Origin of the sequence: Mycobacterium hainanense (assembly GCF_041890355.1) — a bacterium.
Taxonomy (GTDB): domain Bacteria; phylum Actinomycetota; class Actinomycetes; order Mycobacteriales; family Mycobacteriaceae; genus Mycobacterium; species Mycobacterium hainanense.
The window spans coordinates 5,351,592-5,366,075 of the sequence record NZ_CP169059.1; the positions used below are offsets into that span (position 1 = coordinate 5,351,592).

Here is a 14,484-nt window from a genome sequence, read left to right on the forward strand (position 1 = left end):
TGAAGCCGGACTTTGGCGTCGACACCGTCTCAGTATGTCAGCGCGTCGACAACGGCAGGCGGACCCGAGAGACCGATGTGGTCCGGGGCGAGGCTCGGCCGCGGAGAGTCAGGCTTTGACGGCGCTCATCAGGGTGTTACGCGAGATCATCGACCCGGCATCGGTGTCGGGTCCGGGCACCGGCCTGCCGTTTTGGCGCAGGAAGTCGGCCAGCGGGGTGCCGACGGCGGTCCAGCCCCGGTCGCCGAACCATTCGGTGGCCGGCGCCACCCGCTCGTTGTAGACCAGCTGATAAAAGGGCCGCTCTGCACCGTCGGCGCGTTCCGCCTCGCGTCTCGCCTCGAAGTCGTCCTGGTCGAGCGGGGCGCCGTCCTCGACCGCGACGTGGCTGCCGGGGCCCGCCAGGTTGTCGATGCCGGTGAACAGCTGCTCCTCCGCGGCGGCCGGGAGGTAGATGAGCAGGCCTTCGGCTATCCACGCCGACGGCTTCGCGGGATCGAACCCGCTGTCGCGCAGGGCCTGCGGCCAGTCGTCGCGCAGGTCCACCGCGATCTCGCGGCGTTCGGCCTTGGGTTGGGCGCCGTGGCGGGAGAGCACATCGCGCTTGAAGTCGAGGACCTGGGGTTGATCCAGCTCGAAGATCGTCGTCCCGGCCGGCCAGTCCAGCCGGTAGGCCCGCGAGTCCAGTCCGGCGGCCAGGATGACCACCTGGCGCACGCCCGCGCCGGCGGCGCGGCGGAAGTAGTCGTCGAAGTATTTGGTGCGGGCGCCCTGGAAGTCGACGAAATACGCGCCCCAATCCGGGGTCTTGAGCTGGTGGTCGGGGAGCTTGCCGTCGAGGACGTCGGCCGCCTGCCCGCCCACGGCACGACAGAACAGCTCCGCATATGGGTCGACAGCCAGCGGGTCCGGCTTCTGCGCCTCGAGCGCTCGCGCGGTCGCCACGAATAAGGCCGTCGAACCGACACTTGTTGTGATGTCCCAGGTATCGCCTTCACTACGCACGAATTCGACAGTACCGGCGGTCGGCCAATTGGTGGCGGGGGCGCCGCCCGCCGCCGCTGAGGAGCCCCTTTCGGACCTATCCTGTTTAGGCATTGCGCCACCACGGGAGGGAACATTGTGAAGTTGGCCGAGGCATTGTCACTGCGGGCCGATGCGCTGCGGCGCATCGAACAATTGCGCACGCGCATTGTCAGCAATGCCCGCTACCAGGAGGGCGAAGAACCCGCCGAAGACGCGGCGGCGCTGCTCGCCGAAGTCGAGGGCGTGCTGGGTGACTACGAAGTCTTGATCAGGCGCATCAACCGCACGAACGCAGCGACGACGATCGGCGCTGACGGCACGCTGACCGACGCCCTGGCGCGCCGGGATGCGCTGCGTTGGCGTCACCACGTTCTCAAGAGCGCCGCTGACGCGGCTGCCGGGAGCACGCAGCAGGGCTACTCGCGGCAACTGCGTTCCGAGCTAAAGATGTTGTCCGCCTTGACTGTTGCCGATGTGCGTGCCCAAGCCGACCAGGTGGCTCGCGAGCTTCGCGAGCTCGACGTGCGGATCCAGCGATCGAACTGGGAGGTAGACCTGTTGGAGTAAAGGTTCCCGGGTGTAGCAGGTAATCGTCGCGGGAGCGCGCACGAGCCCTGACCGGCGGGCCAAGTCCGGTCTCTCCTGGCGCACGAAGGGCAGTGCAGGGGGTTCGACTCCCCAACTCACACCGCAGCCCAGCATTGCGCACAGGTGACGGGGCACAGCGCACAGCACATCACCGCGTGCGGATCCGTGACGACGAGGGCGGGCATGGGGCACACACCCGAGCGGTTCGAAGCAGTCAGCCGCTGTCTATCGCCGGCAAGTCGCGACGTCCGGTTTTCACTCGTCAGTGGATCTGGTTGGCCAGCTTAGTGACCAACGCCGTGTTGAGGTAGCTGGTGGCGGCTGGGCCGCCGGAGTTGAGCGCGGCGATGGTGGCGGGGTCGTCGACGATGACCAGGGTGCCGCCGAAACTGCCGTATCGGGCGGGCAGGCCGGCGTATCCCCCGCCGCCGGCAGCCGGATCGGTGCGGAGCAACAGCATGACGTCGCTGCGGGCGGAGTAGTCAACCTCGTTGATGTCGAACGGGACCTCCGCCGGACCGCCGGGGCTGCGCTTGTAATGGGTGTTGTAGGTGAAGCCGATGCTTTCCAGGTAGCCGCTCGGCGGTGACGGGGTTGCGGCGGCGGTCGTGGCCGTGCCGGTGTAGTTGACCACCACGATCGACTTGCCGGAAAAGGCGCCGTGCTCGGAGCGGATGGTGTTCTGCTCGGATTGCGCCTTGCCCACAAGGGTTTTGGCTGTGTCGGTGCGGCCGAGGGCGGTGGCGATCCAATTCAGCTGCGTCTGCCACGTCCAGCCCTGGGTGTTGTCGGCGGGTTGAGCGAGAGTGGGCGCGATTGCCGCCAGCGCGTTGTAGGTGGGTTGGTCGATGTCGCCGGTGTCGATGATGAGGTCGGGCTTGGCGGCGGTGATCGCCGCGGTGTCGGCGGCGGCGAACACCGGCGGGGACGAATGCAGCAGTGGCTGCAGCCAATTCGGCACGGTTGCGTTGGCCGCATTCATCAGGACGGGCTGAGCGCCCAGCGACAGGACGGCATCGGGATCGCCGGGCCCGAGCGCCGCGATCGCCGTCGGGCGTTTCGCAAGCTTGACGGTGCCGAATTTCGTCGTCAGCGTTTGTGGTTCATAGGGACCCAGGCCGCCGCCGCTGCGGCCGAACAGGTGAATGCCCACGACGGTGGCGGCAGCCAGCACCGCGACCACGACGGCCGCCGCAGCGACGCGGCGAGTGCGTTTGCGCCGCTTACCTTTTGGCGACGCCCCAATCGAGGCGGGCATGCCGGTGAATTGGTGGGCCGCCGCGTGGTGCGGGGGCCCGGCCGCCCCGCGGGGATCGTACGCGGGCCACCCAGGCGCCGGCGCCGCTCCCGTCGGCAGGGTTGGTGGATAGGTCACCGTGGGATTGGTCTGGTTGCTCGTCGGTGCCCCGGTGGGGCCGGGGGGCGTCATGGGCGCCGGGTTGCCGGTCAACGCGGCCACGGTGGCGGCCGCCAGCGCGCCGGCGGTTTGGAAACGCTCCGCGGGATCCTTGGCCAGCGCCCGGGCGATCACGTCGTCGATCTCGCGGGGCAGGGCCGGATTGATGTCGGTGGCGCGCGGGGCGGGCCGCATCAGGTGTCCGGCCAACATGGCCGGCAGCGAGTTGTCCTCGTAGGGGGTGCGGCTGGTCAGCAGCCGGAATAGGGCGCATCCCAGCGAGTAGATGTCGCTGCGGGGGTCGGCCGCCCGGCCCTCGATGGTTTCCGGCGCGGCGTAGGCGGCGGTGCCGACCATCGAGCCCGTGGCGGTCAGTGTGGTGGCGTCGTCCAGGGCGCGGGCAATGCCGAAGTCGGCCAACAAAACTCGTTCATGGTCGCTGCCCGGCGCAGAGACCAGAAAGTTTCCGGGCTTGATGTCGCGGTGCAGCACCCGCCGGGAGTGCGCGTAGTCGAGCGCGGCGGCGACATCGGTAACGATGCGCACGATGCGGGTCCGGGTGAGATTGGCACGGCCCAGGTCGTTGGCTGCGGTTCCCTCCACGTACTCCATGGCGATCCACAGGTGTCCGTCGTCGGTCTCACCGCGGTTGTAGACCCGCACGATGTTCGGATGGTTCAAGGTGGCGGCCAGGTCGGCCTCGCGGGTGAACCGCACCCTGAATTGGTGGTCCACAGACAGCTCGGCCGACAAGATCTTCAACGCATCGCTGCGGGGCAGCGTCGGGTGGCGGGCCAGGTACACCGTGCCCATCCCACCGGAGCCGAGCACACCTTCGATGCGGTATCCGGCGATGACCGTTCCGACGGCGAGTGGCATCAGGCGCTCATTTCCCGGTGAGCAGGCGATATTGGGCGGCCATCATCTGGTGTAAGGCATTCTCTTGTTCGTTCTGCATCTCGTAGGCGTATCGATCCGCGCGCGCCACACACCAGTAGCCCAACGCCTCGTTGAAGCATTTCGCCTTGGGCATGCCGGTAATCCCCCCGACTTGGTGCGGCCCGGTCGTGTCGGCGACGATGCGCGCCGCCGCCCCGGCGTCGGGGGTCTGATAGACCCTGGTCTCCAGGACGTAGGCGACCTCTTGCACGTTGGCGGACTTGAACAATGCCTGCAGGCGCACCGGGTCGTCGGTCTCCAGGTGTAGCGCCCCGTGTGCGTCATAGATGCCGTCGTTGATCGACTCGTTCTCCCGCCGGGGCGGTACGGTGCGCGCCATCAGCCCGTCGGGATCCAGCGGCAGCTGGGCCATCCGATCCGGCGGAGTGGGCTTGAACGCGTCGATCAGCGGCTCCTGCAGATCCAGTGTGGTGGCGATCAATTGCGCTGCGAGATCGGCGGTGTCGGACGACGTCGCCGTCTGGGCGAGTAGGTATTGGCCGTGGGCGCTCAGGGCGGTCACCGAGAAGCGCGGGCCGCCGGGGGCGGGATACTGCTCGGTCCACCGGAAGCTCAGCGCGGCCGTCCCGGGATGACGGGGAATCGAAAAGGGCTGCGTGGGAAGCGGTTTGCTGTCGAACGGCATCGTCAGGGTAGCGCCTTTGGCGGTCATGTCGGCGGCCGCTGCGGTCGCGTCGGCCGGACTGGACAGCTCCAACACGATGTTGAGCAGACCCTTGTAGGGGCCTTTTCCGGTGTGACGCGAGCTGGAGAACCCGGCCAGCAAGTTATGGCCGCTCAGCGCGTCGCCCATCGGGATGCCCAGCAGCGCGTTGACCGCGTCGGTGTCTTTGACCACGCCGGAATCGATTTGGGCGTACTCGGTCAGGTCGCGGTCGACCTCCCAGGGACCGACGACGGCGCCGGCCAGGCGCCGTCCCTCGGCCCAGCCGCCGCGCAGCGCGTCACCGGCGGTGCCCAGCGGATCGCGCGGGGTGGTGGGGAAGTTCCCGGCATCGAGCAGCGCGGGGTCGACACCGTCGGAACTGTCCGCCCCCGGGGCCCTGACGGCGGTTCCCGCGATGGTCGAACTGCAGGCGACCGTCAACGCCGCGGCCGCGACGGCGAAGACCCACAAGCGGGCGCGGCGCGTCATGGCGCGGTCAACATCAGGTATTGGGCCGCGACGATCTGATGTGCCTCGACCTCCTGGGCGGCAGTGACTTTGAACGCGTAGCGGTCGGCGGTCGCCAAGCACAGGAAGCGCACCGCGCCCAAGTCGGTGATATCGGGCCCGCGGTCGAAGCAGCGCGCCGAGGGCAGCCCGTTGATGCCGGGGGCGGGGTGGTAGCCCAGGAAGGGAACGTCGATGCGGGTGAGCCCGTCGGCCGCCCGCTGGGCGCCGGTGGCATCGACGGCCTCGTAGACGGTGGTGCGGTCCACGGCGACGTGACCGATGCCGGCGTCGGTGAACATCGCCTGGGTGGCCACCGGGTCGGGCCGGAAATGCAGCACGCCGTGCGGTGGATAGACCGCGGCCTGGTTGACGCTCGGGTCGGTGGCGGGCACCGTGCGGGCCAGCAGTCCGGTCGGGTCGGCGGGCAGGGCGGCCAGCTGGTCCACCGGGGTGGCCTGGAAGTGGTCGGCCATCGGGCTTTGCAGGTCAAGGGTTTTGGCGATCATGTCGGCGGTGGCGCCGGCGCTCTCTTTGGAGCCGGCGAACTGGAAGAACACATAGGGGCCGTGAGCGGTGAACGCTTCGGCTTCGAAGCCGCCCGACAACGGCGCCACGTTCGCCACCGTGTCGGGATAGTGCGGGATGGGCAGGCGGGTGGCCGGGATGTTGCCCGGCCGGATGGTGGCCATGTCGGCGGCGGCCATCGCCGCAGCCGCGTCGGTGGCGTCCTGAGGGCCCGGGAAACGGAAGACCCCGTTGTCGAGGACCTTGGGTTTGTCCGTCGGGGGCTGGCCGGGTGGGGGCGGCGGGGTGACGCGCCCACTGACGAAGCCGGCCACGAAGTGATGGGCGGCGGCGATCGCGGCGATCGAATCACCACGCACCAACGCCGAAAGCCGCCCCGCTTCGGGAAGCGCTGTGGTGGGGGCGATTTCGGCGCTCAGCGGGCTGCTCAGCATCCCGTCGACCTGCCAGGGGCCCGCCACCATGTCCGCCATCCGCTGGGCTTCGACCCGGCGCCCGGCCGCGTCGTCGGCGACGGTGCCCAGTGGCGGCCGCGGCCGGCGCGGATAGTTGCCGGGGTCGAGCAGCGCCACGTTGGCCGCCGGTGGCGCCGGACCGCCGGACTTGACGGCACTGCCGGTGACCACCGTCGAACAGCCGCTGCCCAGCACGGTCACCGCGGCAGTCGCGGCGATCAGCAACGACGGCGATCGCGGCCGGGCGCCAATCGGATTCTGGGCCGCACGGATTCGGCGCAATTCGGCCCCGACGTCGTCCCGGGCGGCGCCGGGCAGATGGAGGATCCGCGGGGAGCGGATACGCGGCGCGTGCCGATCCCCCATCCCTATCCCCTCGTTTCGGCGCCCACTGCGGGCCACCCGCGGCGATCCCGACCAGACCAGCAGAATGGTAGTCGCTACCACCAGCGCAGCAGAATCGTTCGCCGATTTTGCCCGTCATCGCCGAGGCGGCGCCGCCCGCGCTCGGGCCCGGCGGCGGGCGCCGATGGCGTTACCCGCGCGAGGGCGGCCTGCACGGACGTCGTGACGGAGGCGCGTCGAGTGTGAACCGATGGCGTCGAGTGTGCGTTCAGGGCGTGGATGCGCACGACGTTGGGAACGAGGCGCATTTTGATCATGATCCCTCCTTCGCGGCGAGTGAGGCGTTCAGCCGGTGGTGACGCGCTCGGCCATCCGCGTGGCGATGGTGATCGCTTGGTCGGTGCGGTTCTCGCCGCAGCTGCGTACGTCGATGACGATGTTGTTGCGCGCCGCCAGGGCCCGCTGGCACTGCCAGCCTCCAGCGCCCTCCTGGGTGTTGGTGATGCTGAGCACGCCGTCGCGGTTGCTGGCGGTGCCCGCTAGCCAGACGCTGGTCGGCTCCCGCCGGGTGGTCAGGTGCAGACTGGCGCCGTTGCACTTCGGCCACGCCTGGGCCTGTTTGGCGGCAAAGTCGTTGGCCGCCTTGGCGGTGGCGAAGTAGATGGCGGCGCTGTGGTTGAGGTGCCGGGAGCCGTCGCGGTCCTGCAGGGACTGCGTACGAACCCCGATCCAGCCGCTGCCGTCGAGTTCCGACTCCAGGGCGGGCGCCTGGATCTCGCCGCATTCGGGCCGGTCGGTCGTCAGCCCGCTGTAGGCGGTGTTGTCGTTGCCCGAGTCGGGCGCCGGTGCGATGTCAGTGGCGCCCTCGATGCTGTTGATGGTCGCGACGTCCAGCAGCAGGCCGGGCAGCGCCGACAACGGCACGGTGGGCGCCTCCGGCGCCGGACCCGGACCGACCGGCGCCGCGGACGTCGTCGACGCCGGCATCGCCGTCGAATTCGCCGCGTCATCCGGGCTGGCGGCCACGTTGATCGCCAACCCCGCGGCGGCCAGAGTGACCACGACCGCGGCCCCCACCGCGATCTGCGCCCAGGTGGGCCAGCGTCGCCGGGGCGCGGCGGCGAACGCCGGCGGGTAGCCGGGCCCCGGGGCCCAGGTGAGTGTTCGCGGCGGCACCGGCAGCATCGGCGGAATTCGCGGCATTGGTGGTGGGCCCGCGATCCCGAACGGCTGGCGGGACAAGACGGCGGTGACCTCCTCGCCGGGGGCTGGCGGAGTCATGTGGGCCATCGGCGGGTGCGGGTGATTCGACATGGGACGTCCTTTGGAATGAGGTGACTGCGCGGGCTGTCCCCGCGGCATGCCTCGAATTGAAACACAGCGGCAGGCGTAGCGCAATGTTTCTAACCGTTGCACTGCTCCGTTTTTATTGCTAGCGTTCCGCCATACCCGGACGATCTGGCAGGAGGGCCCGATGAGCACTGCATCGCTACAACACCACGCCGAACCGAGGCGCGGGCCGCGCCTGGCCCCCGCTGCTCGCTGGGTCCTCCTTGCGACCATCTGCCTGGTCCTCCTCCTGACCGGGTGCACCGCGACCACGACCGGGCACCCGGCGGCCGCCGCGGACCTGGGCCGCTGGCAACCGCCGGCAGTCCTGCCCCAGCACCTTGCCGATCTGCTGCTCAAGGAGAGCGACGTCAACACGATCGCGCATACCACCGGCATGGCGGTACGTAAGCCGGTCTCGCGGATGTGGCACGACGACGAGCTGGTCTCCAACCCCAGCTGCGTGGACGCCTACGCGCCCGCCGAAGCCACCGCGTACCGAGGCAGCAACTGGACGGCGCTGCAAGGGCAGATACTCGACGACGCCTCACCGGTTGTGCGCGAGCACGCGCTCATGCAGGTCCTGATCGGCTTTCGTGACGCCGATTCGGCCCGGCAATTCTTCGGCCAATCAAAAGCACGCTGGTCCGGCTGCGCCAACCGCTCCATCGTCGTCACCGCGCCCGGTCACGCCCCCACCACCTGGGATCTCGGCGAGCTGTCGGCCACTGACGACACCTTGGCCATCCTGCAAACCCAGCCCAGTGGCCGCGGCTCCACCTGCCAGCGCGCGATCGGGCTGGTCAACAACGTCATCGTTGACACGCTGTGGTGCGGGTTCGACACCACCACCCAGGCCAGCGACATCGTCGCCAAGACGACCGCCGTGATCTCCCAAGCGTGACGCACCCGTCGCACACCCAATCCCCCCCTTATGGAGGAATCATGTCCACCCCGCACCCCGACTACCGGCATCCTTACGGCCACCCCCGACCGCACGTGTACCCGCATCCCTATCCGCCGGCGCACTGCGCCTCGCGGCCCGGCTATCCGCCGCCGCCCCCGCCCGGCGACCAGCCGCTCTTCGCGGTGCGGGTCAGGAAACACACCGGCGCGGTGATTCTGATGTTCAACCAGACGTACACGGTCACCGGGACGCTGGCCCAGTGCGAGGCCGCGCTGGACAACGCCCTGCTGCACAACCTGCTGGCCGGGTGGTGGAGCGTGGCCTCCGTACTGATCTGGAACTGGGTTACCTTGCTCGAAAACCACAATGCGCGAAAGCATTTGCGGCGCCAGGCCGCCGCGCGGGCGTACACCGCCCCCGCCGCGCCGCCCTGGGTCCACTCCCCCGCACCGCCGGCGGCGCGTTAGCTGATCGTCAGCTGGGCGATGAGGTTCTCGATGGCCCGTGCGGCCTCGGGAGCGATGGGGCGCTCGGCTTCGGCGTCTTCGAGGACGGATACCGGCAACCCGGCGCCGTTGGCCGCCTCCTCGAGACTCAGCTCCGCCCGGTGGCGGGCGCCATAGAGCCGCTGGCCTAGGGTGGCCGCCGGCGAGCGCGCCGCGCGCATCATCAACTCGTTGTAGCTGCGCCGCACGCCGCTCAACGCCAGGATGACCGACGGGCTGCCTTTGGCATTGCGCGCGGCACTCGACGCCAGCCGCTCCAGCCGGCGTAGGTCAGCAAGGGTTTTGGTGGCCTTGGGGCTGAAGTCGGGATGGCCGGGGTCGGGCAATTCGGCGATGGCGGCGAGGAGGGTGTGCATGGCCAGTTCCACCGTCTCGGCCATCAGCGGCGCCTGAACCGAGTCGGTGAACGACTCGGTTGCCTCGTCGCCGCCGCCCGCAACGGGCCGGCCGGTTTGGACGGGACCGCCGGCGGGCGGCGGAGCCCCGCCCCGCCGGATGCGGGTGATGTGGCCGGTGGGCCAGTCCAGCACCTTCTCCAGCTTCTCCAGCGTGGCGCGCCGCGGCCAGCTGCGGCCCTTCTCGAAGTTGATCAGAGCGCCCGCGTTGATGATGCCGTCGCGGTCCAGGCTGCGCTGGGAGATCCCCAGCTGCTGACGGCGCTCGGCGACCGCGCTGCCCGCGCGGATGACACCGGGGTCGCTTTCGTTGTCCCACCATTGTTCGTCCTCGGCGTCGAAGGGACGCATGACCTGTGTCGACTCTTCGAGCGGTGCGTCCGATCGGCGTTGTGGGGTGAGGGTCACCGCCACCCCGTCGGGCGCCCCGAGACAGATGGTGGTGGCGCCGGTAACCAGAACCGAGCTGCGGCGTACGCCGTCGACGAACAGCCCGTTGGTGCTGGTGTCGAAGGCCTGCCAGCCGTCGCGGTGCGGCTCGAGCCGCACGTGCGACCGCGAGATCCGGTCGTCGTCCACCTCTATCGTGGCCCCCGGGTCGCGGCCGATGACGGCGACGCCCGCCCCGGGCGCCAGCGTGCGCGTCGACTGGCCGATCCGCACGGTGAGCGCGGTCGTCGGTTGATCGAAAGCCACAATCGCTCCTCGGTTGAGTGGGCGCCCCACTGCTGCGGTATGACTCGGTGCACCACTGCTGCATGCTACATCCGATCGGCGTGCACCCGTCTCGGTAAATCCACCCGTGCGGACCGGTGTCGCTGACTCCAGGCGCGCCTGCCACGCTGTTCGCGTTGCGCTGCGGAGTGTCTTCGCTGGTCAAGCAGGTCGGCTTGCGCTCTTCTGCCGCCTCTCCAGGACACCGCGACGCACCGTTTAAAACCGTTGCATTACGCTGACGCTTCGTTTACAGTTCAAGCAGTGGCGCGCGTTCCGCCGCCAGATACGGAGAGGGGCCCCTCGATGCAGCCGCAGCAACCCGTGACGCCACGGCACAGCCTCCAACCGATGCCGCCCGCTCGCTTCCACCAGCGGCTGCCCCTCGCTGGGGTCCCGCAGCAGGGGCCCCTGCCCCAACCGCAGCAGCCCCTCGGTGCGAACCTGTGGACGCCGACCGCCTTCCCTCCCGCCGGTGCAGCGCCGCGCCGCACGCGCCTGCCGCTCTACCTGGGCGCGGCAGCCAGTGTGGCCGCTGCCCTGGCGGCCATCGCCGGTTTCTTAACGCCGGGATTTCTTGTCACCAGGCAACTCGACGTCGCCGCCGTCCAGGCCGGCGTCGCGCACGTCCTGTCCGACCCGGCTGGTTACGGAGCGAGGAACGTCAGCGACGTCTCCTGCAACGACGGACAAAACCCGACCGTCACCAAGGGGGGCACCTTCAGCTGCCAGGTGACCATCGACCACCTCAAGCACGAGTTCGTGGTCACCTTCACCGACGACTCGGGCAGCTATGAAGTCAGCGCCCCGAAGGGCACCAAGGTCTAGCGCCGATCCTCGCGGGCGTTACCGCGCGTCGCCGCCGCCGTCGGCGTCCCAGCCCCCCGGCAACATGGGAATCCTTGGGCCGCCGCCAAACTCGTCATCGTCCAGGGTGGCCAATCCCGTTGCCGCGGCGGTCGTCTCGCGGCGGCCGGCGCCTGCGAACCCCAGCCTTCCGGACCCGCTCTCCGATACGGTCGCCGACGGATCGCCATCCGGGGCTCCCCAGTCGGGATCGACGTCGACGTTCATGTCCGCGAATTCGTCGCCGTAGTCGTGCCGCGTCGCACGCCTGCGCCGTCGCGCCCTGGCCTGTTCGCGTGCCGCCGCGGCCGCCGCGGCGGCCGCGCTATCCGGTTCCGGCGCCTTCCTTTTGGCGCTGGAGCTGGCACCGGCGCTCATCCCCGAGCCGAACCCGATGCCCGGCGGGGCGATGGCGTAGGGCGGCGCGAAACCCGCGGCGTGTGGCGGTGGTGGGGCGGGCGGCGCGGAGCTGGAGACCGTGGTCGCGGTGGGAGCGGGTGCGGACGCCGGGGCGGAGGCGGGAGCCGGCGCGGGCGCGGCGGTGGACGGTGCGATCGCGACGGCGGGCGTCGGGCCGGGTGGTGGCGCGGCCGCCGGCAGCGGCGCCGGCGCGACGGCGGGTGATGGCATGCCCGCCAGCCCCGCCAACCCGGCGAAGCCGCCGACGGCGCCGAAGGGCGCGGCCGCCAGCAGGAGCGCAGGGGCCAGCAATTCCGGCTGGCTGGTGAAGATTTCGAGGATGTGCGTCGGCCAGTCGAACAGCATGAGTTGGACGATGTACTGGAACGCCAGCGCCGGATTATGCACCAAGTAATAGCCGAACTGCTGGAAATCCTCGAGCAGTTCCAGCGCCCGAACCACCCAGAACATCGGGTCTCCCGCGTTCGTATAGGCGTCGTAGGGCAAGCCGTTGACGGTGCCCTGCGCGGGGTCCCAGTTGATGCCGAGGTTTTTCAGGATGTTGGCGATGAAGTCGTCGAGCGGGTTGTCGATCGTGGGGTCGTGTACGTCGCCGCCCGAATCTTGGGCGCTGGCATCGGATTTCACTATCTGCGGCGCTGGGTCGGTCTGCGGCGTGGACTGCACCGCGGCGGTGGACACCGCTTGGTAGGTGGTCATGGTGGTGGCCGCCTGAACCCACATCCGCGCGTAATCGGCCTCGTTGATCGCGATCGGAACCGTATTGATGCCAAAGAAATTCGTCGCTACCAGCGCCCCGTGCACGACGTGGTTGGTGGCGAGTTCCGGCAGCGTCGGCATGGCCGCCAGGGCCGCGGTGTAGGCGACCGCGGCCGTCTCGTGTTGGGCGGCGGCCACCGCGCTGTGCGCGCTGGCCTGCGTCAGCCATGCCAGGTAGGGCGCATGCGCCGCGACATACGACTCCGCGCTTGGGCCCTCCCACGAACCGGCCTGCGTCGCGGCCAGAATGCCGCTGAGTTGCGCTGCGGCCGAAGCGTATTCGGTGCTCAGTTCCGACCATGCCCCCGCCGCCGCAAGCAGCGACGCCGGACCGGGGCCGCTGCTGAGCAAGGCGGAGTGCACTTCCGGTGGCGAGGCCATCCAGATGGGCGCCGTCATAGGTACTCCTCGGGCTGGAGGTCTTACCAGGCAGAGGAGAGCTTAATGAAAATGATTGCCGTTATCAACTCAGGTGAGTTGGTCGGCCTCGCTAGACCAACGGACGCCCCGTCCTGATCCGGCGGTCGACGTCGGCCAGCAGCACGTTGAACGGAAACCGCCGAATGAACCGCGGCAAGCACCGGTTCACCAGCGCGAGCACCCCGATGAGCCGGTCGAACCGCCGTTGCGTGGTGGCGTCCCAGGGCAGCCGCATCTCGTCACGGAACCGCTGCGGCAAGAAGCCAGTGGTGATCAGCAGAGCGAGGCTGTCGGAGGCGCGCTGCAGGCGGCGCGGCAGCGTCAACCCCGGAATCCGGCTCGCGGCGATCGGATAAAGGTACTCACGCACGGCGTCGTCGATATGAACTTCGGCCAGCGACTCGTGCCAATACCGGTCGAACGCCGCGCGGTCCGGCGGCCACATCTCCGTTGGCACCTGCAACGTGGTGGCCAGCGCCATGCCTTCGCGGTAATGGCGGTCGGCGTTCTCGCCCTCCAGCTCGCCGATGAACATCCGATAGATGTCCACCCCGCCCTTGTACAGGCAGGCTCCCACCCACAGCTGCAGGGCGGGGTCGAAAGCGTTGTACTGCACCGGACTTTCGGGCGTGGAGTACACCTGCGCGTGGGCCCGGTTCACCGCGCGGCGAAAGGCGTCCTTCTGGGCGTCGCTGCCGCCGGTCGCCACGGCCAGATAGGTGAACGTGGTCCGCGCCCGCTTGATCGGATGCAGGTCGATCCGGCCGCTTTCGACCCTGCTTTCCATGACGCCGTAGCCGACACCGGGGCGCGCCAGCTGCATGATCACATTGGCCGGGCCGGCCAACAGCGCGACTCCCATCAACCCCTCGTCGATGCCCAACGCCCGCCGACGCCGGCCCCGCCGGGCGGGAGATCGCCGCGGGGCATCGGCGACGGGGCGCTCGACGTGCGGAGGCGGTTCGTGAACAGCCTCGTGTATTGCCATGGCCAGACCCCTCACCGCGGCGCCGCCCGGAAATGTGCGAACGCTCGTTTCCCGATATTGTCGTGGCCTCGGGTCGGTGTCAAGATGGTTGGCATGAACGCGACCTCGGGCGCGCGGCCGTACCGCGGCGTCGAGGCGACGCAGCGCCTGGCCACCCGCCGCAAGCGGCTGCTGGCCGCGGGCCTGGAGCTCCTCGGGGCGGAGCAGCAGAACATCTCCGCGGTCACGGTCCGCGGCGTGTGCCGCCAGGCCGGCCTGGCGGCCCGGTACTTCTATGAAAGCTTCGCCGACAAGGACGAATTCGTGGCCGCCGTATTCGACTCGGTAGTCGCCGAGCTCGCCGCCACCACCCAGGCCGCGGTGGCGGCGGTGCCGGCGCACGAGCAGACGCGCGCGGGGATGGCCAACATCGTGCGCACCATCGCCGACGACGCCCGCCTCGGACGCCTGCTGTTCAGCACGCAACTGGCTGACCCGGTGATCGTGCGCAAGCGCGCCGAATCCAGTGCGCTGTTCGCGATGCTGTCAGGCCAGCACGTCGGAGACATGCTGCGAGTGCCGGCCAATGACCGCATCAAGGCCGCGGCGCACTTCGTGGTCGGCGGCGTCGGGCAGACCATCAGCGCCTGGCTCGCCGGCGACGTCCGCCTCGACCCGGAGCAGCTCGTCGATCACCTGGCCGCCCTGCTCGACGAGCTCGCCGAGCCCAACCTCTACCGGCTCACCGAGTCGCGCGCGGACTCCTGACG

General features: G+C 69.6%; 14 protein-coding genes. 5 read left to right on the forward strand and 9 right to left on the reverse strand.

The window, feature by feature from the left end; all coding sequences use genetic code 11:
- Positions 1-108 precede the first annotated feature (108 nt).
- On the reverse strand, positions 109-1,005 hold the full coding sequence (locus tag ACEL92_RS25250) for a class I SAM-dependent methyltransferase (protein ID WP_374023290.1): 897 nt from the start codon (positions 1,003-1,005) through the stop codon (positions 109-111).
- Between the two features lie 117 nt (positions 1,006-1,122).
- On the opposite strand from ACEL92_RS25250, the gene ACEL92_RS25255 reads away from it, so the two are divergent.
- Positions 1,123-1,593, forward strand: coding sequence for a DIP1984 family protein (locus ACEL92_RS25255; protein WP_374023291.1), 471 nt, complete (start codon positions 1,123-1,125; stop codon positions 1,591-1,593).
- Positions 1,594-1,876: 283 nt separating this feature from the next.
- Here the strand turns inward: ACEL92_RS25255 and ACEL92_RS25260 are convergent, their stop codons facing one another.
- From ACEL92_RS25260 to ACEL92_RS25280, 5 genes are all read right to left on the reverse strand, one after another.
- Positions 1,877-3,889, reverse strand: a complete 2,013-nt coding sequence (locus ACEL92_RS25260; RefSeq protein WP_374023293.1) for a serine/threonine-protein kinase — start codon at positions 3,887-3,889, stop codon at positions 1,877-1,879.
- Between the two features lie 7 nt (positions 3,890-3,896).
- Positions 3,897-5,105: a hypothetical protein gene (locus ACEL92_RS25265; protein WP_374023294.1), complete on the reverse strand. Its 1,209-nt coding sequence runs from the start codon at positions 5,103-5,105 to the stop codon at positions 3,897-3,899.
- Positions 5,102-6,472: a hypothetical protein gene (locus ACEL92_RS25270; protein ID WP_374023295.1), complete on the reverse strand. Its 1,371-nt coding sequence runs from the start codon at positions 6,470-6,472 to the stop codon at positions 5,102-5,104. The genes ACEL92_RS25265 and ACEL92_RS25270 overlap by 4 nt, the downstream gene beginning before the upstream one ends.
- A 74-nt stretch (positions 6,473-6,546) precedes the next feature.
- Positions 6,547-6,768, reverse strand: coding sequence for a hypothetical protein (locus tag ACEL92_RS25275; protein ID WP_374023296.1), 222 nt, complete (start codon positions 6,766-6,768; stop codon positions 6,547-6,549).
- A gap of 28 nt (positions 6,769-6,796) precedes the next feature.
- Positions 6,797-7,765, reverse strand: a complete 969-nt coding sequence (locus tag ACEL92_RS25280; protein ID WP_374023297.1) for a sensor domain-containing protein — start codon at positions 7,763-7,765, stop codon at positions 6,797-6,799.
- A gap of 160 nt (positions 7,766-7,925) precedes the next feature.
- Here ACEL92_RS25280 and ACEL92_RS25285 point away from each other — a divergent pair, with 160 nt between their 5' ends.
- Both ACEL92_RS25285 and ACEL92_RS25290 read left to right on the forward strand, forming a co-directional pair.
- Positions 7,926-8,684 (forward strand): sensor domain-containing protein, encoded by a 759-nt coding sequence (locus ACEL92_RS25285; protein WP_374023298.1) that lies wholly within the window; start codon positions 7,926-7,928, stop codon positions 8,682-8,684.
- A 41-nt stretch (positions 8,685-8,725) separates the two neighbouring features.
- Positions 8,726-9,154, forward strand: coding sequence for a hypothetical protein (locus tag ACEL92_RS25290; protein ID WP_374023299.1), 429 nt, complete (start codon positions 8,726-8,728; stop codon positions 9,152-9,154).
- On the opposite strand, the gene ACEL92_RS25295 is transcribed toward ACEL92_RS25290, so the two are convergent.
- The gene (locus ACEL92_RS25295; RefSeq protein ID WP_374023300.1) at positions 9,151-10,284 is read right to left on the reverse strand and encodes an FHA domain-containing protein; all 1,134 of its coding nucleotides are present in this window, start codon (positions 10,282-10,284) and stop codon (positions 9,151-9,153) included. The genes ACEL92_RS25290 and ACEL92_RS25295 overlap by 4 nt on opposite strands.
- Before the next feature lie 369 nt (positions 10,285-10,653).
- Between ACEL92_RS25295 and ACEL92_RS25300 the strand changes: the two genes are divergently transcribed.
- Positions 10,654-11,130 (forward strand): DUF4333 domain-containing protein, encoded by a 477-nt coding sequence (locus ACEL92_RS25300; RefSeq protein WP_374023301.1) that lies wholly within the window; start codon positions 10,654-10,656, stop codon positions 11,128-11,130.
- 18 nt (positions 11,131-11,148) lie between these two features.
- Here the strand turns inward: ACEL92_RS25300 and ACEL92_RS25305 are convergent, their stop codons facing one another.
- Both ACEL92_RS25305 and ACEL92_RS25310 read right to left on the reverse strand, forming a co-directional pair.
- Positions 11,149-12,726: a PPE domain-containing protein gene (locus tag ACEL92_RS25305; protein WP_374023302.1), complete on the reverse strand. Its 1,578-nt coding sequence runs from the start codon at positions 12,724-12,726 to the stop codon at positions 11,149-11,151.
- 91 nt (positions 12,727-12,817) lie between these two features.
- Entirely contained in the window at positions 12,818-13,735 is a 918-nt protein-coding gene (locus ACEL92_RS25310; RefSeq protein ID WP_374023303.1) for an oxygenase MpaB family protein, read from the reverse strand.
- Positions 13,736-13,819: 84 nt separating this feature from the next.
- Between ACEL92_RS25310 and ACEL92_RS25315 the strand changes: the two genes are divergently transcribed.
- A complete protein-coding gene (locus ACEL92_RS25315; RefSeq protein WP_374023304.1) occupies positions 13,820-14,482 on the forward strand; it encodes a TetR/AcrR family transcriptional regulator in 663 nt (220 codons plus the stop codon).
- The last annotated feature ends 2 nt before the right edge of the window (positions 14,483-14,484 follow it).

Excerpts from the sequence above, each read along its gene's own strand:
- ACEL92_RS25260 (WP_374023293.1), bottom strand. The coding sequence starts at position 3,889 with ATGCCACTCGCCGTCGGAACGGTCATCGCCGGATACCGCATCGAAGGT.
- ACEL92_RS25265 (WP_374023294.1), bottom strand. The coding sequence starts at position 5,105 with ATGACGCGCCGCGCCCGCTTGTGGGTCTTCGCCGTCGCGGCCGCGGCG.
- ACEL92_RS25270 (WP_374023295.1), bottom strand. The coding sequence starts at position 6,472 with ATGGGGGATCGGCACGCGCCGCGTATCCGCTCCCCGCGGATCCTCCAT.
- ACEL92_RS25275 (WP_374023296.1), bottom strand. The coding sequence starts at position 6,768 with ATGATCAAAATGCGCCTCGTTCCCAACGTCGTGCGCATCCACGCCCTG.
- ACEL92_RS25280 (WP_374023297.1), bottom strand. The coding sequence starts at position 7,765 with ATGTCGAATCACCCGCACCCGCCGATGGCCCACATGACTCCGCCAGCC.
- ACEL92_RS25285 (WP_374023298.1), top strand. The coding sequence starts at position 7,926 with ATGAGCACTGCATCGCTACAACACCACGCCGAACCGAGGCGCGGGCCG.
- ACEL92_RS25290 (WP_374023299.1), top strand. The coding sequence starts at position 8,726 with ATGTCCACCCCGCACCCCGACTACCGGCATCCTTACGGCCACCCCCGA.
- ACEL92_RS25300 (WP_374023301.1), top strand. The coding sequence starts at position 10,654 with ATGCCGCCCGCTCGCTTCCACCAGCGGCTGCCCCTCGCTGGGGTCCCG.
- ACEL92_RS25305 (WP_374023302.1), bottom strand. The coding sequence starts at position 12,726 with ATGACGGCGCCCATCTGGATGGCCTCGCCACCGGAAGTGCACTCCGCC.
- ACEL92_RS25310 (WP_374023303.1), bottom strand. The coding sequence starts at position 13,735 with ATGGCAATACACGAGGCTGTTCACGAACCGCCTCCGCACGTCGAGCGC.
- ACEL92_RS25315 (WP_374023304.1), top strand. The coding sequence starts at position 13,820 with ATGGTTGGCATGAACGCGACCTCGGGCGCGCGGCCGTACCGCGGCGTC.